A 21471-nucleotide genomic window follows, 5' to 3' on the forward strand; every position below is an offset into this window, starting at 1 on the left:
ACGGGTGAATTATGAACCAGGTGATCATCTCAGCCGCCACAGAGGGCGAGACTAACCCACTGGTACCCAACGTCTGGGAAATGGGCGTTGTCCTCGTCGGCTTTGCTGTCCTCATGTTCATCGTGGTCAAGTTCATTGTCCCGATGTTCGAGAAGACGTTTGCAGAGCGCGCTGAGGCAATTGAAGGCGGCATCGCCAAGGCTGAAAAGGCCCAGGCAGAAGCATCGGCCGCCCTCGAAGAGTACAAGCAGCAGCTCACGGACGCCCGTGCGGAAGCAAACCGCATCCGCGAGGAAGCCCGTGCAGAAGGCGCCCAGATCCTTGCTGATCTGAAGGAAAAGGCAGCTGCAGAGTCGGCCCGCATCACGGCCCAGGCCCACGTGCAGATCGAATCGGAGCGTCAGGCGGCAGTTGTGTCCCTGCGGTCCGAGGTAGGCACGCTGGCCACCACGCTGGCAGGTCGCATTGTTGGCGAAGCGCTCAACGATGACGAGCGTTCCGCCCGCGTTGTTGACCGTTTCCTGGCAGATCTGGAGACCCAGAACGCAGGTGCAGCTAAGTAATGTCAGGTGTATCGAGCGAATCGCTGACCACGGCACTGACCACGCTGGAAGCCAAGCTTCCGCTGGCCTCGCTGCAGTTGGCTAAGGAACTCTTCGGAATCCTGGGAACGGTGGACAGCTCGGCTGGCTTGCGCCGCGCTTTGACTGACCCGTCCCGCAGCGGTGACGAAAAGTCGGCGCTGGTCAAGCAGCTCGTTGGCGGAAAAGTCTCCGCTGACGCTGCGGACATCGCGGGCGGACTGGCCAGTTCACGCTGGGCATCGGCCCGAGATATCGGCGATGCACTCGAGACGCTTGCCGCGACGGTGGTAATCGCCGTTGCTGAAAACAAGTCGGCCGTTTCTGCCTCCGGTGTCTCTGGGCTGGAAGAGCTGGAGAACGATCTATTCTCCTTCAACCACGCCGTTGCCGCCAACCACGAGGTACAACGTGCTCTGTCGGAGCCGCAGGCCAGTGCTGCAGCGAAGATCAGCCTCGCCGGGAAGTTGGTTCCCGGCGCAAGCGAGGAAGCAAAAGTCCTCATTGGCCAGGCAGTGTCTGCACCGCGCGGCATCAAGCCGACCAATCTGGTAGCCCGGTTCGCCGAGCTGGCAGCCAAACGGCAGCAGCGCTGGATTGCGACGGTCAGCGTCACGCGTCCCTTGACGGAGACACAGTTTGCCCGCCTCCAGGCGGGGCTGAATGCCCTGTATGGTCGCGAGCTCAAGGTCAATCTCAGTGTTGATCCTGAACTGATCGGCGGAATCCGCGTCCAGGTGGGTGACGAAGTGCTTGACGCTTCGATGGTCACCCGGCTGGGCCAGCTCCACCGCCAACTGGCCGGTTAGCCGGACAAGCACAACTTAACGAAACGAAACCCCGGTCATCGTGAGCAACGATGATCACGAAAACAGGAGAGCAGGGACTGCAGATGGCCGAATTGACCATCAACGCCGACGACGTCCGTAATGCGTTGAACGAGTTCGCGGCGTCCTACGAACCCGGAAACGCGGAACGCGTAGAGGTCGGCCGTGTAACAACCGCAGGTGACGGCATCGCCCGTGTTGAGGGCCTTCCCTCGGTCATGGCGAACGAGCTGCTTCGCTTCGAAGACGGCACCCTGGGCCTCGCCCAGAACCTCGACGTGCGCGAAATCGGCGTCATCGTCCTCGGTGACTTCACCGGAATCGAAGAAGGCCAGGAAGTTCACCGCACCGGACAGGTTCTGTCCGTGCCGGTTGGCGATGCCTTCCTCGGCCGCGTGGTTGACCCGCTGGGCCAGCCTATCGATGACCTCGGCGAAATCAAGGCCGAGACCACGCGTGCGCTGGAACTCCAGGCACCCGGCGTCACCCAGCGTAAGTCGGTCCATGAGCCGATGCAGACCGGTCTTAAGGCTATCGACGCCATGATTCCGATCGGCCGCGGCCAGCGCCAGCTGATCATTGGTGACCGACAGACCGGTAAGTCGGCTATCGCCATTGACACCATCATCAACCAGAAGGCCAACTGGGCTTCGGGCGATGTGAACAAGCAGGTTCGCTGCATCTACGTGGCAATCGGTCAGAAGGCGTCCACCATCGCGGCCGTCCGTCAGACCCTTGAGGACAACGGCGCACTGGAATACACCACCATCGTGGCTTCCCCCGCGTCTGACCCCGCAGGCTTCAAGTACCTGGCACCGTACGCCGGTTCGGCCATCGGCCAGCACTGGATGTACGGCGGCAAGCACGTCCTCATCGTGTTCGATGACCTCTCCAAGCAGGCTGAGGCCTACCGTGCTGTGTCGCTTCTGCTGCGCCGCCCGCCGGGACGCGAAGCCTACCCGGGCGACGTCTTCTACTTGCACTCCCGTCTGCTTGAGCGTTGTGCCAAGCTCTCCGACGAGCTCGGCGCAGGCTCGATGACCGGCCTGCCGCTCATCGAAACCAAGGCAAACGACGTTTCGGCTTACATCCCGACCAACGTGATCTCCATCACCGATGGCCAGATCTTCCTGCAGTCGGACCTCTTCAACGCCAACCAGCGTCCGGCCGTCGACGTGGGTGTCTCTGTGTCCCGCGTTGGTGGTGCTGCCCAGGTCAAGTCCATGAAGAAGGTCTCCGGTACTTTGAAGCTGGAACTGGCTCAGTACCGCGACATGCAGGCTTTCGCAATGTTCGCGTCGGACCTCGACGCCGCATCGCGCCAGCAGCTGACTCGTGGCGCACGCCTGATGGAACTGCTCAAGCAAGGCCAGTACTCGCCGTTCCCGGTCGAGAACCAGGTTGTTTCCATCTGGGCAGGCACCAACGGCTACTTGGACRACGTTCCGGTTGAGGAYGTCARCCGYTTCGARWCCGAGTTCCTGGAGCACCTSAAGCACAAGTCMTCCATYCTGACCACGCTGGCGCAGACCAACGTYMTGGACGAYGACACCGCTGAAGCGCTGAAGWCCKCGATCRTSGACTTCAAGAAGGGCTTCTTCGGSGAGGGCGATAGCCAGCTGGTGGGTGCCGGCCACGAGGAGCATGACGCTATCTCCGGAGCCGAAGTCGACCAGGAAAAAATCGTCAAGCAGAAGCGCTAGTTTCGCTGGCAGGGACTGCCGGGACCTTCAACGGTTCCGGCGGTCCCGGCCACCGGGATCTTAGGAAAGGATAAGTATGGGAGCCCAGATTCGGGTCTACCGCCAGAAGATCAGCTCGACCACGTCGATGCGCAAGATCTTCAAGGCGATGGAACTGATCGCTACCTCGCGCATCGGCAAGGCCCGCGCACGCGTAGCGGCTTCACTGCCTTACGCAAACGCGATTACGCGTGCCGTTTCTGCTGTCGCAAGCCAGAGCGAAATCGACCACCCGCTGGTCACCGAGCCGGAGCAGATCCGCCGGGCCGCCGTCCTGGTCATCACCTCGGACCGTGGCCTCGCGGGATCGTATTCGGCAACGGTGCTTAAGCAGGCGGAAGGCCTGTTCGAGCTGCTGCACGACGAGGGCAAGGAAGTTAAGACCTACGTCATGGGCCGCAAGGCGCAGGCGTACTTTGATTTCCGGAACCGTCCCTTCGAACGCGCATGGACCGGCAACACGGATGCTCCGGTGTTCGAAGTTGCGCGGGAAGTCGGCGCAGCCCTGCTCGAAGACTTTGCGACGGCCTACGAAGAGGGCGGCGTGGACGAGATCCATGTCGTTTATACCCGCTTCAAGTCCATGGTCACCCAGGAGCCGACGGTTATCCGTCTGCTGCCGCTCGAGGTTGTTGAAGAGCAGGCCGCGTCCGAATCGGACCTCCTGCCGCTTTACGAGTTCGAGCCGGAAACGGAGCAGGTTCTTGATGCTCTGCTGCCGCGCTACATTGAGTCACGCATTTTCGCCGCCATGTTGCAGGCCGCAGCTTCCGAGCTCGCAGCCCGTCAGCGGGCGATGAAGTCTGCCGGCGACAACGCCACGGACCTCATCAAGAAGTACACGCGTCTGCGCAACACTGCCCGCCAGGCTGAAATTACGCAGGAGCTTTCCGAAATCGTTGCCGGTGCCGACGCCTTGAACGCGTCCTAGCCTGCACGGTCCGGTCCAGCTGTACCTGCACCAAAGAACAAACTTAGATTCCACGCCATCTACTGAGTGAAGTGAGAGAGATGACTGCCACTGCTACCGAACACGTAGCCGCAACGTCCGGTGCTACCGGCCGTATTGCACGTGTTATTGGCCCGGTTGTCGACGTCGAATTCCCGGCTGACGCAATCCCCTCGATTTACAACGCACTTACCACCGAGATTACTCTCAACGGTGAGACCAAGACCATCACGTTCGAGGTTGCCCTGCACCTCGGCGACAACGTGATTCGCGCCATTTCCCTGCAGGCAACCGACGGCCTCGTCCGCGGTACGTCTGTGGTGGACACCGGTGCCCCCATCTCCGTGCCCGTCGGCGACGTCGTCAAGGGACACATCTTCAACGTCCTCGGACAGCCGCTCGACGTGACGGAGGCCGAACTCGAGATCACCGAGCGCTGGCCCATCCACCGCAAGGCCCCGGCCTTCGCGACGCTCGAGGGTTCCACCGAGATGATGGAAACCGGCATCAAGGTCATCGACCTTCTCACCCCGTACATCAAGGGTGGAAAGATCGGCCTGTTCGGCGGCGCCGGCGTGGGCAAGACGGTTCTGATCCAGGAAATGATCACCCGTGTTGCTCGTAACTTCGGTGGTACTTCGGTATTCGCCGGTGTTGGCGAGCGTACCCGTGAAGGTAACGACCTCTGGGTTGAAATGGAAGAGGCAGGCGTCCTGAAGGACACCGCCCTTGTGTTCGGCCAGATGGATGAGCCGCCGGGAACGCGTCTGCGCGTTGCACTGTCCGCGCTCACCATGGCGGAGTACTTCCGCGATGTGCAGAACCAGGACGTGCTGCTGTTCATCGACAACATCTTCCGCTTCACCCAGGCAGGCTCCGAGGTTTCCACCCTCCTCGGCCGCATGCCGTCGGCTGTGGGCTACCAGCCCAACCTGGCTGACGAGATGGGTCTCCTCCAGGAGCGCATCACGTCCACCAAGGGCCACTCCATCACCTCGATGCAGGCCATCTACGTTCCCGCAGATGACTACACCGACCCGGCCCCGGCCACGACCTTCGCACACCTCGACGCGACCACGGAACTTTCCCGTGAAATCGCTTCGCGTGGTCTGTACCCGGCCGTTGACCCGCTGTCGTCGACGTCCCGCATCCTGGATCCGCAGTACATTGGCAACGACCACTACAACACGGCCGTCCGCGTCAAGCAGATCCTGCAGAAGAACAAGGAGCTCCAGGACATCATCGCCATCCTCGGCGTTGACGAGCTCTCGGAAGAGGACAAGATCGTCGTGTCGCGTGCACGCCGCATCCAGCAGTTCCTCTCCCAGAACACGTACACCGCCAAGCAGTTCACCGGCGTCGAAGGCTCAACCGTTTCCATCAAGGACACGGTTGAGGGCTTCACCGCCATCTGCGACGGCGAGCTCGACCACATCGCTGAGCAGGCCTTCTTCAACGTTGGCGGCCTGGACGATGTCGAGCGCCAGTGGGCCAAGATCCAGGAACAGACCAAGTAATATGGCTGAGCTTGAGGTTGAGATTGTCGCAGCGGACCACTTCGTGTGGTCCGGAGCGGCCAAGATGGTCAAGGCCCGCACCAGCGATGGTGAGATCGGAATCCTGCCCGGCCACTCGCCCCTGCTGGCGATCCTGGCCGAAGGTGAGCTGGCCATCGAGCCGGTTTCCGGGGACCGTATTGCCGTTGTTGTTGACGGCGGATTCTTTTCCGTCGACAACAACCGCGTGGTGATTGTTGCTGACAACGCCCAACTGGGCGACGCGGCTACTGCTGGGATCCGCTAGCACCAACCTGATGGACGCCCAGACTCTTTCGTTCATCGCCCTGGCAATCACTTTCGGATTGCTGATATTTGCACTGTGCCTCGTGGGGGTGCGCCGTTTCAACTTGCGGCGCGCCCTCGGCACGGTGGACGCCTCCATTTGCACGGCTGGAAACAGCTGGCAGATGGGGGTTTGCCGTTATCAGGACAACGACCTTGAATGGTTCCGGCTGGCGTCCCTGAGCCTGCGTCCCAAACACAAGTTCAAGCGGAGCTCCTTGGAGCTTTTGGGCCGCCGCAAGCCCACTGAGGGCGAGGCAGTTAAAGTCCAGCCCGACGTCGTGATCGTCGAGCTGCGGTACGAGGGCCAGGATCTGCGGTTGGCCATGAAGTTTGATGCTTACACGGGATTGTCCTCCTGGCTGGAAGCCGGGCCGGTCATCGGCGTGGGTACCTGGCGATAGCCGCGTGGATTGGATCGCGGATATTCGTTTGACCGACGGGCCGGTGTACTGGTCCGCCTGGGTTCTTGGCGCTGTCGCCGCGGTGTACCTGAGCTGGCGCCCGCGCCCCCATGGCCGGCGCCGCTGGTTCCTCAGCGTGGCCGCCGCGCTGGCCGTAGGCGCCGGCCTGGTGCTCTTAGTGCACTGGATACTGATCTACCTCACGTCGGTTTTTCCTGAAGAGCTGCCTTCCCTTGTCCTGGCCTGGGTCTTTGCAGGAGTGGCCGCACTGTTGCTTGTCCTGCTCCGGCTCCGTCTGGGCCCATGGCGTCGCCGAATTCTCGATGTGATCGCCCTGCTGGCCGTGGTGCTGCTTGCCGCCGTGCAGATCAACGCCTACTTCGGCCTCAACCGCACGGTTGCTGACCTCACGGGAACGGCCCTGACGCGCATCCCGCCCTTGGAACCCGAACTCCAGCGCCAACCTGGACACTCCGCCCAACCGCTTGCAGGGTGGACCGCCAGCAGCGACCTGCCCGCCGATGGCGTCATACGCACCGTGTCGATTCCCGGTACCGCTTCCGGGCTGCAGACCCGCACCTCCTACGTCTACCTTCCGCCTGCCTACTTTGCCGCGAACCGACCCAGTCTTCCGGTCCTGGTACTCGTACCGGGCCAGCCCGGTGGCCCTGCGGACTGGCTCTCCGGGGGCGCATTGCTGCCACGGATGGCGAGCTTCGCGGCGCGGCACGGGGGAGTAGCGCCCGTAGTGGTGGTGGTTGATCCCAACGGCAGCCAGTCCGCCAATAACCTCTGCATGGACAGCGACCTTGCCAAGGCAGACACCTACCTCTCCGTGGATGTTCCCCGCTGGATCGGTGCCACGCTGGATGTAGATACTGACCCCCGGCAATGGGCTGTGGGCGGGTTCAGTTTTGGAGCCACCTGCGCTGTCCAGTTGGTGACCCGCCACCCGGATGTCTACACAGGATTCCTGTCCTTTGCCAGCGAGCGGGAGCCGGCACTCGCCAAGGAACGCCAGAAGACCGTTGATACAGCGTTCCATGGCGACACTGCCGCCTTCGATGCCCAAGTGCCGTTGACGTTGATGAAGGAGCGCCACTATGACGGCAAGGTTGCCTACTTCGCTGCCGGGGCCACGGATCCGGAATTTGTGGCGAACCTGGAAACCTTGGCGACGGCGGCGCGCGGGGCAGGGTTCACTGTGGAGTCCGATGTGGTGCCACGAACAGGCCACTCCTGGGACATGCTGACGCCCGGTATGGCTAATGGGCTGGAGCTGCTGGCGACTCACTGGGGGTGGGAGCGCTGAACGCCGCCCGTGACAGGAGTACCCCGGCCCTGTTCTGGTCCACTGTGGGGCTCCCTGCCGTTCAGCGGCTCGCCGGCTATCTTCGCTCAGTGCCTTTGACGCTGTGCATCCTTGGGATCTTCCTGGCGGCGGGCGTGCTAACGGACAGCTTACTGGAGGGCCCACCGGAGGAGCTCCTGCCACTCGCGGGGGTCAGCGCCCCCGGTCTGCGGGCAGGCAATTGGTGGTCGCTGGTGACATCCATGTTCTTCGCCACCAATCCGTTGGCGTACCTGGTGGCTTCCCTGATGATTCTTTTGCTGTTGGGCCTGGCGGAAAGGCAGCTTGGCAAGCTCCGGACCGCGGCCCTGCTGTTGGGCGGCCAGTTTGCCGCAGTCACAGTGTTCCTGCTGGTCACCCAGTTGGCGCGGTTTGCCGGTGACGGCTGGCTGGGGCTGATGACGGACAGCGCGCTGATTGGGCCGTACGCCGCCGTCCTGGCTGTTTCAATGGCGTCCAGCGGCAAACTGCCAGTGCTCTGGCGACGCCGGCTGCGGACGGCGGTGCTCTCGGTCGCCTTGCTGCTGGTCCTATACGTGGGGCATGACGAGACGGTTATTGGGCTGGTGGGTGCCTTAGTAGGCCTGGCCGCGAGCTGGTGGGCTGAGAGTGAGCACGGCCCGCTGCACGCGCCCCGTTCGACCGGCCGTGAGACCCGGAACCTGCTCGCCCTTACGGTGGCCGTGTTTGCTGTGGGACCCATCCTGACTACCATCACCCGGGCGCCGACCGGCCCGCTGGCACTGCTGCGGGACGTGCTCCTGAATCCCGTGCCTACCCTCGGCCAGCTTGAAGCCAATTGCGGCTCCACGGTCGAGGCGTCATGCCTGGAAATCGGGCGGGCGGGTTTCGCCGGTCCATTCGGGCTTGCCCTGACGGTGGTCCCGGTGGCCCTGCTCCTGATCTGCGCCGACGGTATGCGCCGGGGACGCAGTATGGCACTCCGGATCACGTTGGTCATCCAGTTGGCGATCACGGCCCTGGCTGCCGTGTACCTTGCTTTGTTCGCTCTCATTCCGCACTATCCCTCCCGGCCGCAGACGGCTGCCATGGGCTCAGGCTTCGCCCACATCCTGCCCTTGGTGACGGTGCCTCTCCTGCTGGCCGTGCTGCTCTGGGTCAACCGGTGGCAGTTCCGCGTGGAGACCGTCCCCGCGGCCCGGCACAGGTTGGCGCTGGTAGTTGGCGGAGTCTGGCTGGTCCTGGCCGGCGGCTATAGCGTGGCATGGTTGGCGGCCGGTGGAATGATGCGTGACGGCGGCCCCCTGGGTTTGCTGGCCGAGCTGGCCCGGCAGTATCTTCCCGTGCCGCTTCCCAACCTCTACCGCAGGGTCTTCGCCGAGCGGGACAGCGTCGAGGCGCTGATCTTTGGCTATTCCGGCCCCCTCTTCTGGCTGGTGGCACTGGCCGGTGTCTGGTCGGTGCTGGTGGGACGCCACCACGGCAGCGATTCCGGGCACAATGACAGGACCGCCGCGCGACGGCTCCTGCATCAGGGCGGCGAGTCACTGTCATGGATGGCGCTCTGGGAGCCCAACCGGTACTGGTTCAGTCCGGACGGCCGTGGTGCCGTCGCATACCAGCAGCATGGAACCGTTGCCCTGACCCTCGCAGGCCCTTTCGGGGCAGTGGAAAGCCGTGGACTGACAGCTAGAGGCTTCATCGACTACTGCGGCAGCCGGGCACTGGCGCCGGCCTTCTACTCATGCGACGGTACTTTGTGGCCAATGCTCCGGGACCTGGGGTTTCAGCGGGTGCCGGTGGCGCAGGAGACCAGGCTGTCCGTCCGCGAGCTCGACTTCAAGGGCAAGGAATGGCAGAACGTGCGAACGGCGCGCAACCGGGCGGCCAAACTGGGTGTTACCGCTGTTTGGGGAACGTACCATGGCCTGCCTTCGACGCTCCGCGCGCGGCTCAGTGAGGTGTCGGAGGAATGGGCGGCAGCCAAATCGATACCGGAAATGGGCTTCACCCTGGGCGGCATCGATGAACTGATGGACGATGAAGTCCTCTGTTGCCTGGCAGTGGATACCGACGGGAACGTGCATGGGGTCACCAGTTGGCTGCCCGTTTACGACGACGGGAAGCTGGTTAGCCGCACGCTGGACGTGATGCGGCGGGGTGCTGGAGGATTTCCCGGGGTGATGGAGTTCCTGATAGCTGCGGCGGTGGTGGAGTTGCGGGAAACGGTGGAGGTCATCTCCCTCTCCGGGTCACCGCTCGCCAGCCTGCCCGACGGCGACACCACCCAGGAACAAGTGCCGGCTGAAAACCTGCTGCGCATCCTTGACGTGGTGGGCCACGCCCTGGAACCCGTCTACGGGTTCCGGTCGCTGGCCGCCTTCAAATCACGTTTTCAGCCCGAGTACCGGACGCTGTACCTGTACTACCAGGATCCATTGCAGTTGCCTGCCATCGGCCGTGCGCTCACCCGCGCGTATTTGCCCGGTCTTTCCCTGCGGCAGGGTGCCCGTCTGGTCCGCGAACTGGTGGGTTGACCGGGACTGAGGTAACAAGCTCCGCAAAGAAAAAATCCCCGGCACGAATGCCGGGGATTTATTCGCTGGAAGCCGCATCGGGGCAGCCTCCGGGCGGTGGGACTAGACCAGCGTTACGCCGGTGGCCTGGGGGCCCTTGGCACCCTGGCCGATCTCGAACTGAACGCGCTGGTTCTCGTCGAGGGTCTTGAAGCCACCGGTCTGGATCTCAGAGTAGTGAACGAAGACATCGCCATCGGAGTCATCCGGGGTGATGAAGCCGAAGCCCTTTTCAGCGTTGAACCACTTGACGGTTCCCTGTGCCATTTATTTCTCCTCATTGTGGAACTTGTCTAAGTCCGGCACACCTCGTGCCGGACTTGGTCACTCCGCGAGAAGAATCCTTTACTGCCATCCCGAAGGGGAGGGGCTGTGCAGGAGCTTCACGCTCGCAACATGTCTTGCGAGCATGAAAAAACACCTACACAAAGACTGATCTAAGAATTCCATGCCGTCCCCGTCTGGTCAACGGCCCCACCGGGAAATTTTGGCGAAAAACCATATGATTCCCCTTGTCAGGGGCGAATTCAGCCAGCGGGGGGCGGACTCGGCGTCAGAAGAGCCGGGATTCGGTGTCGTCCACACCGCGCATGGCGTCGTAATCAAGCGTGATGCAGTCAATGCCGCGGTCGTTGGCGAGGACCTTGGCCTGGGGCTTGATCTGCTGGGCAGCGAAGATTCCACGCACGGGCGCCAGCAGCGGGTCCCGGTTCAGCAGTTCCAGGTAGCGGGTCAGCTGCTCGACTCCGTCGATGTCGCCGCGCCGTTTCAGCTCGATGGCCACTGTAGCCCCGGTGGCGTCCCGGGCCAGGATGTCCACCGGGCCAATGGCAGTGAAGTACTCCCGGCGGATTAGGGAGAAGCCGGTGCCGAGGGTTTCGATCTGGTCCGCGAGCAGGCGCTGCAGGTCCGCCTCCACACCGTCCTTGATCAGGCCGGGATCCACCCCGAGGTCGTGGGTGGACTCATGCAGATGCTCATGGATATTGATGATCAGGCGGTCATCGGTCTTGGCAGATTGAACCGTCCACTGCTCTGTCACGCCAAGTTCCAGGTCAACATCATCCGGCGTGGATACACGCAGCGACGCGGGCGGGCTCATCCAGTTCAGCGGCTTGTAGGAACCGCCGTCCGAATGGACCAGCACGGAGCCATCAGCCTTAACCAGCAGAAGCCGGGTGGCAAGGGGAAGATGGGCTTTGAGCCGGCCAACATAATCAACTGAACATCGGGCTATCACAAGTCGCACGCCGTACACACTACCGGGGCTGGGGCAGAATGGACGCATGCCGCGTTCCAACCGCCCCCGCCGCCCTGCTTCCGGAAAAGGCTCCGCTACCAAGAGGAGCCCGGCCGCAAAAGTGGTAGGCAGGAAGGGAAGCGGCGAGGTCCCCGAACTGGATCTGGAACGGGCGCGGGCAGGCATTGCACGGCGTGAAAGCGCCCCCGACGGCGAGTGGATGGTCAGGACGATGACCGCCCGGAACGCGGAAAAAACCTACATCTGCCCTGGCTGTTCCACCGCGGTTGTTCCCGGCGTGGCCCATCTGGTGGTGTGGAAGGACGACCACCTGTTCGGTGCCGCCGCCGGGTTGGCGGAGCGCCGCCACTGGCACACCAACTGCTGGCTTTCCCGGACGTACCGCTACCGCTGATCCTGCGGCCTGCTGCCGGCAAGAGCCTTCCTGAGCCGCCGCGGGCCCGGACCGTGTCCGGACTCGCTAAGCTGGCAGGCATGACTTTTGATCCGGCGTCGTACGAATTCACCCTGCCTTCAGGCCCCTCGGCCATCCGCGCGTCCACGGTCCTGCCGGCGAAGCGGGAGAACATTGAACTCCACACCGCGGACGGCCACAAGCTGGTCGGGGAACTGGCTGTGCCGGAATCCGGTCCCATCACCGCGACGCTGATTACGCTGCATCCCCTCCCGACCCACGGCGGGTTCATGGACTCCCATGTCTACCGGAAGGCGTCCTACCGGCTCCCGGCATTGGCCGGCGTGGCGGTGCTCCGGTTCAACACCCGCGGTACGGAATCGCCGCGGGGCACCAGCGCCGGTTCGTTTGAAGAGGGGATCGGTGAACGCCTGGACGTGGAGGCGGCGGTGCGTTTCGCCGTCGAACGCCAACTGCCCAACCGCTGGCTGGTGGGTTGGTCCTTCGGGACTGAACTGGCGCTGATGTACGGTGCCGTGGAGCCGGTGGCAAGCCAGGTTCAGGGCGCCGTGCTGCTGTCACCCCCGCTGCACAGGGCCACGGACGAGCACCTGCGGATGTGGGCGGCGGCCGGGAAGCCACTGACGGTCCTGGTGCCTGAGCACGATGACTACCTCCAGCCCGCGGCCGCGGCAGAACGCTTCAGCCTGGTGCCGCAGGCCAGGGTGGTAGGGGTCGATGGCGCCAAACACCTGTGGGTGGGGGAGAAGTATGCGTCCCGCGTGCTTAACGAAATCGTTGACGATGTGACCGAAGCAGGTTCGGGTCCGCACGGGCTGCCGCAAGAGTGGAACGGCCCGGTAGCCACCTCGGCTCCCTGAGACCAGGCGCCGGGCGTTTGGTGACCGTTGCCTGGCGTTAGTGCTTGTCCTGGCGGGCGATGTAAATCTCCTTGACCAGCAGCAGGATGGCGGCCGCTGTGGGGATGGCGATCAGGGCGCCCAGCACGCCGAGCAGGCTGCCGCCGGCAATGACCGAGATGACGGCCACGGCGCCCGGTACCGCCACGGCCTTCTGCATGATGCGCGGGGAGATGAAGTAGGCCTCAAACTGGAGGTAGGCGAAGTAGCAGATCCCGAAGATGGCGGCCGTCTGCCAGCCTTCGGTCAGCGAGATCAGGACCACCACGATGCCGGCGATCATGCCGCCCACCAGCGGGATGAACGCGAGGAGCACCACCACAAAAGCCAGCAGGAGCGCGAACGGAACCCCCACGATGGACATCACGATGAACGCAAAAGTGGCGTTCAACAGTGCCACGCAGGCCTGCCCGATGACGTAGTTGCCTACCGAGCGCGTGATTTCCTCGGAGAGGGCTGCCACCCGCGGCCGGCGTGAGCGGGGCGCCAGCCGGTAGCCCCACTTCTTCATGGACGGAAGGGCTGCCAGGAAGTAAAGGCTCAGCACCAGGACAATCAGGGCGCCAAAGAGCCCGTTGGCCAGGGTGGAGCCGAAGCCCACCACCCCGCCGAATATTCCGCCCATGGCAGCCGGATCATTAACGAATTTGTCCAGCTCCACAGTGATGCGGTCGCGGATCCCGAACTGGTCATCAATGCTCCGGAAGAAGTCTGAGTCGATGAAGTCCCGGACCCAGGTGGGCGCCTGGGCAACAATTTGGGTGACCTGTTGCACGATGGTGGGTATCAGGGTGGCGAAGAAACCGGCCACGGCTCCTATCAGGACGGCGACGGAGATCAGGATGCCGGCCGGGCGGGGAATTTTCCGGTTCTCCAGCCACCCCACTACGGGCTCAAGGCCGAGGGCGATGAACAGGGCAGCCACGATCCATAGAAGCAGTTGTGTGGTGTTGGATCCGATCCAATAGACCAGGAGTGCCAGGCCCACGCCCACGGTGCCCATGAACCCCATGTACAGCGGATGTTGGGGAGAGAGGCGCGGCCCGGGTCTGCCGAACTGGGGTGCGGTTTCGCCTGCCGCGGCAGCTTCTTCTTCCGCAACGTGGAACTCCGGCGGCAGCTCAGGGGGCATTTCAAAACGGAGCCTCGGCTGCGCGCCGGGCAACGGCTGGCGCAGGCGCCGCACGAAGGAGCCCAAGGCTGCAGCTGCCCGCGCCCTCGGCTTCAGGGATCTTCCCGGCGCGGCAGGAACAGTGCCTGCGGCCGAGTGATTTTCGTGTCCCGTTGAGGATTCTTCGGTCTTGTCAGTCACTGGGATTTGGGGCCTGTTCCTTGCGTGGCACCGCTTGCACGGGCCGGTGTGATGATCATCGCAAACACTATCAGCAGCCTTGCTAATAGGTGCGGAGACGCCCGGTCCGGGCTTCAAACATCCGCCGCGGGCCGGCCGGTGGAGGACCTTATCCGGGGTTCTGGTAACAAAACGGTTACTATTGAAAGCAAACCCCCGCTGATGATAGGTGTTTCCTTTGCGTTTCAAGACTGCAGTCGCACTCGTGCTGCTCGGCCTCCTGACACTTCTGGCCGGCATCGGCCAGAAGACCATCTGGGCTCCCTCCGAGACCTTTACGGCCTCGGCCCCCTCGGACGCCACCGAGGCACCCCTGACCGTCATTGACCAGAAACTGCGCACCCAGCAGGGCGGAACAGTAAAGATCAACGTCAAGGGCGAGGGCAACTTCCTGCTTGCGGTCGGCCGGCCCGACGACGTGGCTGCCTGGGTAGGCCGGACCGCCCACAACACCGTCACCGGGGTTTCGGAGAAAAAGGATGCCCTCGTGGTGGAGCATGCCGCCGGCGACGCAACGGCCCCGAATCCGGCCGGATCCGATCTTTGGGTATCCACTGAAAACGCGAGCGGCGAACTGCAATACTCATGGACGCCTCCGGCGGACGGCCAGTGGTCGCTGCTGCTGGCAACAGACGGCACCCAGCCCGCGCCGTCGTCGATCTCCATGACATTCCCGAATGACACCTCCACACCGTGGGCTGTCCCGCTGATGGTGATCGGCGGACTCCTGATCCTCGCCGGCATTGCCCTGGCCTTCCTCTCCGCACGCAAGCGCGACGGTGAAGGCAACGGTCAGGGCAGCCTGTTCGCACGGCGCGCCCGGGCCAGGTCTGAGGCAAAGTCCGGACGGCTGGGCATGGTATCCGGCAGCGTGGTCACCGCTGCCGTGACCGCAGCAGTGGTGGCCGGAACCGGCCTCGCCGCGAACGCTGCCACCACTCCCGCCCCGGCTCCCACCACGGGACCGGCCGGCTCTCCCGCCCAGCCTGCATCGCCCGTCCTCCTGGATGCCCAGTTCCGGCGCATCCTCGAGCAGGTCTCCAGCGCGACGGACGCAGGTGACGGCGCAAAGGATGCGGCCAAGCTCGCGGACCGCGTGGGCGGGATCGAGCTTGAGGTCCGCACCCAGAACTACAAGATCCGTTCCCAGGTGGGCACGTACGAGGCCCGGATGCCTGTGCGCTCCACCAAGCTCCTCACCACGGTGGTTACCGGTGACCGCAGCTGGCCCCGCTCCGTCCTCGCCGTCACGCAGGGTGACGGCAACGTGGTCCCGCAGCTGCTGACGCTGGTGCAGCCCTCGGCCCGGGAGAACTACAAGCTGACCGAGACCACCCCGCTGCAGCCGGGAACCACCTTCCCCGCCATCGACAGGAACGGCACGGAGACGCTGGCCGCGAACGACAAACAAGGCCTGCTGTACAGCGGCGAAGAAGCCCTCGCCGGGCTGGCCGACCGCCTGACCAACTCCGAGTCCAGCTTCAAGGACAAGGTCGTGGAGGGCGAGTCCTCGCCGTACATCGCCGACACCCTCTCCTACCAGGCCGAGGTGGTTTCCTCGGGAGCCAACGGCAACTTCGCCTTCACCCACAAGGTGGTGCCGGAAAGCACGGTGGTGTTCCGCACTGCCGACGGTGGAGCGCTGGTGATGGGCCGGATCAACTTCGGATTCGACGGTACGCCGAAGGCTTCCGGCGACAAACTCACCATCGGTGACGACGCCGCAGCGCTCGCGGGCGGTAAGGAAACCACCACCGGCATGGTGCTGAACTTTGCCGAATCGATGGCTGTCTACGTGCCGGCGGCCGGATCAACCGATCCCATCCGGCTGGTCGCCGCCACGCGCGGCCTGGTGGGCGCAAGCTTCAAGTAGCCCCGTACGCAGTCTTCGTTACTCCCGGCAGCGGCCGGAGTGGCTAGAGTGGAAAGCATGAGTTCGCCAGCTTCCCGACCAGTCCCTCCAGCCGCTGCCAGCCTGCTTAACCTGCGTGGCGCCGTCGACCTTTCATCCCTGAAGCAGCGCCAGGCGCCAGGCCCGGCTGCCGGCAATCCGCCGGCCCCCGGGGGTGCGGCTGCCGGTACCGGCACTCCCGCCAACGCAACCGCCGCCAACGGAACTGCGGATGCGGGAGCGGCGCCGCTGCGGGTCAACGTCACGGAAGGTAACTTCCAGGAGCTCGTGGAACTTTCTGCCCAGGTCCCGGTTGTCTTCGCCCTCTGGGCCGCCTATTCGCCGGAGTCGGCCTCGATGGTGGACTCACTTGAGCGGGTAATCAACAGCTACGGAGGACAGCTGGTGCTCGGCGCCGCGGACATCGACGCGTTCCCGCAGCTGGCACAGGCCTTCCAGGTTCAGGCAGTCCCCACCGCTGTGGCAGTGATCAAGGGCCAGCCGGTGCCGCTCTTCCAGGGTGGTGCCGACGAAGCCCAGATCCGGCCATTGCTGGATGAACTGCTCAAAGTTGCGGCTGCGAACGGTGTGACGGGAAGCCTCGGCGGCGGGGCACCGGCAGATGCCGAACCGGCGCCCCTTCCGCCGTTGCACCAGGCGGCTTTCGACGCCATCGAAGCCGGGGACTACGAGGCAGCCGCCGTGGCCTACCGCCAGGCCCTGGTGGAGATGCCCTCGGATGCCGAGGCCAAGGCGGGCCTGGCGCAGGTGGAGCTGATGGCACGGCTGCAGCCGCTTTCCGCCCAGGATACCGACGCCCTGCGCACCCGTGCCGCCGAGGAACCCGACAACCTTGATGCCCAGCTCAGCGTGGCGGACCTGGATGTGGCCGGCGGTCACGTGGAGGACGCCCTGAACCGCGTGGTCAGCTTCATCGGCAGAAACTTCGGCCCCGAGCGGGAGACCGCGCGCGTCCGGCTCCTGGAACTCTTCGACGTGGTGGGCACGCATGATGACCGGGTGGCGAAAGCCCGGCAGGGCCTGGCCAGGGTGCTGTTCTAGATGTCCGCGCTCTTCCAGCCGCTCACGCTCCGGTCACTCGAATTAGCACACCGTGGCTGGGTCTCGCCGATGTGCCAGTACAGCTGCGACCCCGACGCCGCCCCGGGAGTTCCGAACGACTGGCACCTGATGCATCTGGGCTCCTTCGCCGCTGGGGGTGCCGCGTTGATTCTCACCGAAGCCGCGGCCGTGAACGCGGCGGGCCGGATCAGTCCACGGGACGCCGGGCTCTACAACGACGAGCAGGCTGAGGCCTGGGCTCGGATCAACTCCTTCGTGCACCGCCACGGTGTCGCCGAAACGAAGATCGGGGTCCAACTGGCGCACGCGGGCCGCAAGGCATCCACGTACTGGCCATTCTCCGGGCAGCGGGGGAGCGTACCGGAATCCGACGGCGGCTGGGCCACAGTGGGGCCCTCGGCATCGGCGTTTGAAGGTTATGCCGAACCCGCCGCGATGACCGAGGAACAGATCCAGGAGGTTATCGCCGACTTCGCCGCCGCCGCTGTGCGCGCAGTCGGAGCCGGGTTCGACACCCTCGAACTCCATGGCGCGCACGGCTACCTGCTCCACCAGTTCCAGAGCCCCCTGATAAATTCCCGGACCGACTCCTGGGGCGGGGACGAGGCCGGACGCAACCGCCTGACACTCGCCGTTATTGATGCGGTCCGGGCCGTCATCCCGGAAGGCATGCCGCTGCTGCTCCGGATCTCCGCCACCGACTGGGCGGAAAACGGGATCGACATTGGGGCATCGGTGCGCCTCGCCAAGGCGGCTCAGGAGCACGGTGTGGACCTCATCGATGTCTCCAGCGGGGGTGCAGTGGCCCGCCAGGAGATCAAGCCCGGTCCCGGCTACCAGACCGGGTTCTCGGCACGCATCCGCCGGGAAACCGGCGTTCCCACGGGCACCGTGGGACTCCTGACGTCCGCCGGACAGGCCGAACACGCCGTGGCCACTGCCCAGGCAGACGGGGTGTTCATAGCCAGGGCCGCCCTCCGAGACCCGCATTGGTGGCTCCGGGCGGCGTTCGAACTGGGCCACGACATCAAATGGGCACCCCAGTATGAGCGTGCTGTGCCCCGGCATTCGTTCTGACTGCGGTCCTTCGTCTCTTTTACTACTCCTTCAGGAGGACCCCGTCACGGAAGGGGCGGGGCTAGGCTGGCGGTATGACTGCTCCGCATCCCGATCCGGTGCCGCATTACGGCCCGGTCCCAGCCCTTTCCATCCGCGGCCTCGCCAAGCGATTCGGCGAAAAAATCGCCGTGGATGGCATCAGCCTCGACGTCCCGGCGGGCTCGTTTTTCGGCATTGTTGGACCCAACGGCGCCGGTAAGACCACCACCCTGTCGATGGCCACGGGACTGCTGCGGCCCGACTTCGGTACGGCGGTTGTCCATGGGGTTGATGTCTGGTCCAAGCCGCTGGAAGCCAAGAAGCTGATGGGCATCCTCCCCGACGGGGTCCGCCTTTTTGACCGGCTCACGGGCGAGCAGCTGGTCACCTATGCCGGGCTGTTGCGCGGCATGGATAAGGACGTGGTGGCCTCCCGTGTTGGGGACCTGTTGTCAGCCCTCGACCTGGCGCAGGACGCCGGGAAGCTGGTGGTGGACTACTCGGCCGGCATGACCAAGAAGATTGCCCTCGCCTCGGCGCTGATCCACGCTCCGCGGCTGCTGGTGCTGGATGAGCCCTTCGAGGCCGTTGACCCCGTCTCCGCTGCCAACATCCGCTCCATCCTGGACAGCTACGTCTCCTCGGGTGGCACGGTCATCGTCTCCAGCCACGTGATGGACCTGGTCCAGCGCATGTGCGATCACGTTGCCGTGGTGGCCGCCGGCAGGCTGCTCGCCGCCGGGACCGTGGACGAAGTCCGCGCCGGCGCTTCCCTCGAGGAGAGGTTCGTCCGGCTCGTGGGTGGACGCAGTCACACGGAAGGCCTGGAATGGTTGCGCACCTTCTGAGGCTGAAGCTGACCCTGCTCCGCAACGGCCTGCGCCGCAGTCCATGGCAGCTGGTGGGCTTGGCAGTCGGCGGCCTCTACGCGCTGGGAATTGTCGGTGCACTGGTAGTGGCCCTGGTGGTGCTGAGGCAGGGAAGCAACGAGCTGGCGCAGACGGCCATAGTACTCGGCGGATCGGCGGCCATCCTGGGCTGGGGCGTGCTCCCGGTGGCATTATCGTCCGCAGACATGACGCTCGACCCCACGCGATTCACCACGTTCGCAGTGCCCATGCCGCAACTCCTGGCCGGCTTGGCGCTGGGTGGCCTGATCGGAATTCCGGGTCTGGCCACTACGCTGGTTGCCCTGGCGACGGTAGGGACATGGTCACGCGGTATCCTGCCCGCGCTGGCGGCGCTGATCGGTGCGGCCCTCGGGGTGCTGACCTGCATTGTGCTGTCAAAGGTGGTCACCACCGCCACCGCAAGCCTGGCGTCATCACGCCGCTTCAAGGACGTCAGCGGTGTGGTCTTTATGATTCCGCTGGTCCTGATGGGACCGATCGTGGCGGGCGTGGGGAGAGGCATTTCCGCGTCAACGGGTTTCCTGCCGGAGTTGGCTGCCACCCTGTCCTGGACGCCACTGGGCGCCACGTGGTCCCTCGGCGGCGACCTGGCGGCAGGACGCCCGGCAGCGGCAGCACTGAAACTCTTGATCGCCGTCGCAACCCTTGCTGCCCTGGCGTGGTGCTGGAAAGTGCTCCTCGAACGTGCCCTTGTTAATCCGCCGTATTCCGGCGGCGGGAACCGGAAGGGCGGCAAGCTGGGACTGTTCGCCATACTGCCGGCTACGCCGGCGGGTGCCGTCACAGCCCGTGCCCTCACTTATTGGTTCCGCGACCCGAGGTATGGCGGATCGCTGATTGTTATCCCCCTACTGGCTGTGGTCATGTTCTTCCAAGGGAGCCAGGGCAGCAGCGGTTTCGCGACCCTCGCGGTGATGGGCCCCCTGACGGCATTCCTGATGGCGTGGTCCATCTCGGCTGATATCTCCTACGACAACACCGCGTTCGCGCTCCACGTCGCCACCGGGGTGAGGGGTACCGCGGACCGGCTGGGCCGGGCCCTGGCCTGTCTGACACTGGCGGTCCCGGTGGTGCTGATTTTCGCAGTGGTGCCCTTCGCCTTCACAGGCAGCTGGGAGTGGCTGCCCGGAGTCCTGGGGCTGTCTGTGGGCATCCTGCTGAGCGGCCTCGGACTCTCCTCGGTAATATCGGCCCGTTACAACATTGCCGTGCCGCTGCCCGGTGACAGCCCGTTCAAAAAGCCGCCGGGCAACGTAGGCCAGACCATGGCCGTCCAGTTTGGCGGCATGGGTGTGCTGGCCCTCCTGATGCTGCCCGAAGCCGCGCTGATCATCGCCCAGAGTGTGACCGGCAACATCCTTTTCGGCTGGCTGAACCTGATCCTTGGTCCGGTCCTGGGAATGGTACTTTTTGGCGCGGGCATCCGGATTGGCGGGCGCTGGCTGGACGCCCGCGGACCGGAAATGCTGGCCCAGCTGACCGTGAACCGCTGATCCGGCAGGACATCGAAACCAGAACTCCAGAAGGGCGGCCGCAGGTGGAAGTTGTCATCCTCCAAGGAAGCAAACAGATCGGGAAGCTGGCGGCAGACGCCGTCGAGGCCCTGCTCGAGCGCAAGCCCCATGCTGTCCTGGGAGTGGCCACAGGGTCCTCGCCCCTGCCTGTCTACGATGAACTGGCTGCGCGGCACGAGCGCGGGCTGGACTTCAGCGCCGCGCACGCCTTTGCCCTGGATGAATATGTGGGCCTGCCACCCGGGCACCCTGAGTCGTACCGGGAGGTCATCAGGCGCGAGTTCACCAGCCAGGTGAACATCCTCCCGGAGAACGTGCACACCCCTGACGGGTCCGCGGCCGATATCCCGGCGGAATGCCGTGCCTACGAAGACCGGATGCGGGCGGTGGGCGGCGTGGACCTCCAAATCCTCGGGGTGGGGACGGACGGCCATATCGGCTTCAACGAGCCCGGCTCCTCGCTCGCCTCCCGGACCCGCATCAAAACGCTGATCGAGCAGACACGCCGCGACAACGCCCGGTTCTTCGCCGGCCTCGCCGACGTGCCCCACCACGTTCTGACCCAGGGGCTTGGCACCATCCTTGAAGCACGCCACGTTGTGCTGGTGGCTACCGGGGCACAGAAGTCGCCGGTGGTCCGCGACTTCGTTGAAGGGCCGGTTTCCGCGATTTGCCCGGCCTCGGTCCTGCAATTCCACCCGCATGCCACGATTCTGGTGGACGAGGCGGCGGCCTCGTCGCTGAAGCTCGCCGACTTCTACCGGCACACCTATGACCACAAGCCTTCCTGGCAGGGGCTGTAACTCTTGCCACAGT

At 64.5% G+C, this 21471-nt stretch carries 20 protein-coding genes; 17 read left to right on the forward strand and 3 right to left on the reverse strand.

All coding sequences use genetic code 11. The annotated features are described in order from the left end of the window. The first annotated feature begins 11 nt into the window (after nucleotides 1–11). From AC1DIM_RS08250 to AC1DIM_RS08290, 9 genes are all read left to right on the forward strand, one after another. Nucleotides 12–563: a F0F1 ATP synthase subunit B gene (locus AC1DIM_RS08250; RefSeq protein WP_441869405.1), complete on the forward strand. Its 552-nt coding sequence runs from the start codon at nucleotides 12–14 to the stop codon at nucleotides 561–563. After that, a complete protein-coding gene (locus AC1DIM_RS08255) occupies nucleotides 563–1390 on the forward strand; it encodes a F0F1 ATP synthase subunit delta (RefSeq protein WP_477710011.1) in 828 nt (275 codons plus the stop codon). Before AC1DIM_RS08250 ends, AC1DIM_RS08255 begins: the two co-directional genes overlap by 1 nt. Before the next feature lie 83 nt (nucleotides 1391–1473). Further along, nucleotides 1474–3111, forward strand: a complete 1638-nt coding sequence (gene atpA, locus AC1DIM_RS08260; protein ID WP_477710137.1) for a F0F1 ATP synthase subunit alpha — start codon at nucleotides 1474–1476, stop codon at nucleotides 3109–3111. 76 nt (nucleotides 3112–3187) lie between these two features. Continuing rightward, on the forward strand, nucleotides 3188–4081 hold the full coding sequence (locus tag AC1DIM_RS08265) for a F0F1 ATP synthase subunit gamma (RefSeq protein ID WP_477710012.1): 894 nt from the start codon (nucleotides 3188–3190) through the stop codon (nucleotides 4079–4081). An 80-nt stretch (nucleotides 4082–4161) separates the two neighbouring features. Further along, complete coding sequence (gene atpD / locus AC1DIM_RS08270) at nucleotides 4162–5616, forward strand: F0F1 ATP synthase subunit beta (RefSeq protein WP_477710013.1); 1455 nt, start codon at nucleotides 4162–4164, stop codon at nucleotides 5614–5616. Between the two features lies 1 nt (nucleotide 5617). Beyond that, nucleotides 5618–5902 carry a F0F1 ATP synthase subunit epsilon gene (locus tag AC1DIM_RS08275; protein WP_190989724.1) on the forward strand — a complete coding sequence of 95 codons (285 nt, stop codon included), beginning with the start codon at nucleotides 5618–5620 and terminating at the stop codon, nucleotides 5900–5902. Nucleotides 5903–5912: 10 nt separating this feature from the next. Further along, nucleotides 5913–6344, forward strand: a complete 432-nt coding sequence (locus AC1DIM_RS08280) for a DUF2550 domain-containing protein (protein ID WP_477710014.1) — start codon at nucleotides 5913–5915, stop codon at nucleotides 6342–6344. Between the two features lie 28 nt (nucleotides 6345–6372). Then, nucleotides 6373–7656, forward strand: a complete 1284-nt coding sequence (locus tag AC1DIM_RS08285) for an alpha/beta hydrolase (RefSeq protein WP_477710015.1) — start codon at nucleotides 6373–6375, stop codon at nucleotides 7654–7656. Continuing rightward, the gene (locus AC1DIM_RS08290) at nucleotides 7644–10193 is read left to right on the forward strand and encodes a bifunctional lysylphosphatidylglycerol flippase/synthetase MprF (RefSeq protein WP_477710016.1); all 2550 of its coding nucleotides are present in this window, start codon (nucleotides 7644–7646) and stop codon (nucleotides 10191–10193) included. Before AC1DIM_RS08285 ends, AC1DIM_RS08290 begins: the two co-directional genes overlap by 13 nt. A 102-nt stretch (nucleotides 10194–10295) precedes the next feature. Here AC1DIM_RS08290 and AC1DIM_RS08295 read toward each other — a convergent pair whose 3' ends face one another. Continuing rightward, on the reverse strand, nucleotides 10296–10499 hold the full coding sequence (locus AC1DIM_RS08295; protein WP_011692441.1) for a cold-shock protein: 204 nt from the start codon (nucleotides 10497–10499) through the stop codon (nucleotides 10296–10298). Between the two features lie 286 nt (nucleotides 10500–10785). After that, a complete protein-coding gene (gene nucS / locus AC1DIM_RS08300; RefSeq protein ID WP_477710017.1) occupies nucleotides 10786–11481 on the reverse strand; it encodes an endonuclease NucS in 696 nt (231 codons plus the stop codon). A gap of 37 nt (nucleotides 11482–11518) precedes the next feature. Here nucS and AC1DIM_RS08305 point away from each other — a divergent pair, with 37 nt between their 5' ends. Next, nucleotides 11519–11887, forward strand: coding sequence for an ATP/GTP-binding protein (locus tag AC1DIM_RS08305; RefSeq protein WP_477710018.1), 369 nt, complete (start codon nucleotides 11519–11521; stop codon nucleotides 11885–11887). 80 nt (nucleotides 11888–11967) lie between these two features. Then, the gene (locus tag AC1DIM_RS08310) at nucleotides 11968–12768 is read left to right on the forward strand and encodes an alpha/beta hydrolase (protein WP_477710019.1); all 801 of its coding nucleotides are present in this window, start codon (nucleotides 11968–11970) and stop codon (nucleotides 12766–12768) included. Between the two features lie 37 nt (nucleotides 12769–12805). On the opposite strand, the gene AC1DIM_RS08315 is transcribed toward AC1DIM_RS08310, so the two are convergent. Further along, nucleotides 12806–14119 (reverse strand): AI-2E family transporter, encoded by a 1314-nt coding sequence (locus AC1DIM_RS08315; RefSeq protein WP_477710020.1) that lies wholly within the window; start codon nucleotides 14117–14119, stop codon nucleotides 12806–12808. 217 nt (nucleotides 14120–14336) lie between these two features. Here AC1DIM_RS08315 and AC1DIM_RS08320 point away from each other — a divergent pair, with 217 nt between their 5' ends. The 6 genes from AC1DIM_RS08320 (at nucleotide 14337) to nagB (ending at nucleotide 21458) form a co-directional block, all read left to right on the forward strand. After that, complete coding sequence (locus AC1DIM_RS08320; RefSeq protein ID WP_477710021.1) at nucleotides 14337–16031, forward strand: DUF8094 domain-containing protein; 1695 nt, start codon at nucleotides 14337–14339, stop codon at nucleotides 16029–16031. A gap of 57 nt (nucleotides 16032–16088) precedes the next feature. Continuing rightward, entirely contained in the window at nucleotides 16089–17111 is a 1023-nt protein-coding gene (locus tag AC1DIM_RS08325; RefSeq protein ID WP_477710022.1) for a tetratricopeptide repeat protein, read from the forward strand. Continuing rightward, nucleotides 17112–18209: an NADH:flavin oxidoreductase/NADH oxidase gene (locus tag AC1DIM_RS08330; protein ID WP_477710023.1), complete on the forward strand. Its 1098-nt coding sequence runs from the start codon at nucleotides 17112–17114 to the stop codon at nucleotides 18207–18209. 74 nt (nucleotides 18210–18283) lie between these two features. Further along, the gene (locus tag AC1DIM_RS08335) at nucleotides 18284–19078 is read left to right on the forward strand and encodes an ABC transporter ATP-binding protein (protein ID WP_477710024.1); all 795 of its coding nucleotides are present in this window, start codon (nucleotides 18284–18286) and stop codon (nucleotides 19076–19078) included. Then, entirely contained in the window at nucleotides 19060–20634 is a 1575-nt protein-coding gene (locus tag AC1DIM_RS08340; protein WP_477710025.1) for a transporter, read from the forward strand. The genes AC1DIM_RS08335 and AC1DIM_RS08340 overlap by 19 nt, the downstream gene beginning before the upstream one ends. A gap of 44 nt (nucleotides 20635–20678) precedes the next feature. Then, nucleotides 20679–21458, forward strand: a complete 780-nt coding sequence (nagB, locus tag AC1DIM_RS08345; RefSeq protein WP_477710026.1) for a glucosamine-6-phosphate deaminase — start codon at nucleotides 20679–20681, stop codon at nucleotides 21456–21458. The last annotated feature ends 13 nt before the right edge of the window (nucleotides 21459–21471 follow it).

The organism is Pseudarthrobacter sp. 01T43 (assembly GCF_056398665.1).

Excerpts from the sequence above, each read along its gene's own strand:
- AC1DIM_RS08305 (WP_477710018.1), top strand. The coding sequence starts at position 11,519 with ATGCCGCGTTCCAACCGCCCCCGCCGCCCTGCTTCCGGAAAAGGCTCC.
- AC1DIM_RS08275 (WP_190989724.1), top strand. The coding sequence starts at position 5,618 with ATGGCTGAGCTTGAGGTTGAGATTGTCGCAGCGGACCACTTCGTGTGG.
- AC1DIM_RS08310 (WP_477710019.1), top strand. The coding sequence starts at position 11,968 with ATGACTTTTGATCCGGCGTCGTACGAATTCACCCTGCCTTCAGGCCCC.
- AC1DIM_RS08325 (WP_477710022.1), top strand. The coding sequence starts at position 16,089 with ATGAGTTCGCCAGCTTCCCGACCAGTCCCTCCAGCCGCTGCCAGCCTG.
- AC1DIM_RS08280 (WP_477710014.1), top strand. The coding sequence starts at position 5,913 with ATGGACGCCCAGACTCTTTCGTTCATCGCCCTGGCAATCACTTTCGGA.
- AC1DIM_RS08250 (WP_441869405.1), top strand. The coding sequence starts at position 12 with ATGAACCAGGTGATCATCTCAGCCGCCACAGAGGGCGAGACTAACCCA.
- AC1DIM_RS08295 (WP_011692441.1), bottom strand. The coding sequence starts at position 10,499 with ATGGCACAGGGAACCGTCAAGTGGTTCAACGCTGAAAAGGGCTTCGGC.
- AC1DIM_RS08255 (WP_477710011.1), top strand. The coding sequence starts at position 563 with ATGTCAGGTGTATCGAGCGAATCGCTGACCACGGCACTGACCACGCTG.
- AC1DIM_RS08335 (WP_477710024.1), top strand. The coding sequence starts at position 18,284 with ATGACTGCTCCGCATCCCGATCCGGTGCCGCATTACGGCCCGGTCCCA.
- AC1DIM_RS08265 (WP_477710012.1), top strand. The coding sequence starts at position 3,188 with ATGGGAGCCCAGATTCGGGTCTACCGCCAGAAGATCAGCTCGACCACG.
- AC1DIM_RS08330 (WP_477710023.1), top strand. The coding sequence starts at position 17,112 with ATGTCCGCGCTCTTCCAGCCGCTCACGCTCCGGTCACTCGAATTAGCA.
- AC1DIM_RS08340 (WP_477710025.1), top strand. The coding sequence starts at position 19,060 with ATGGTTGCGCACCTTCTGAGGCTGAAGCTGACCCTGCTCCGCAACGGC.
- atpD (WP_477710013.1), top strand. The coding sequence starts at position 4,162 with ATGACTGCCACTGCTACCGAACACGTAGCCGCAACGTCCGGTGCTACC.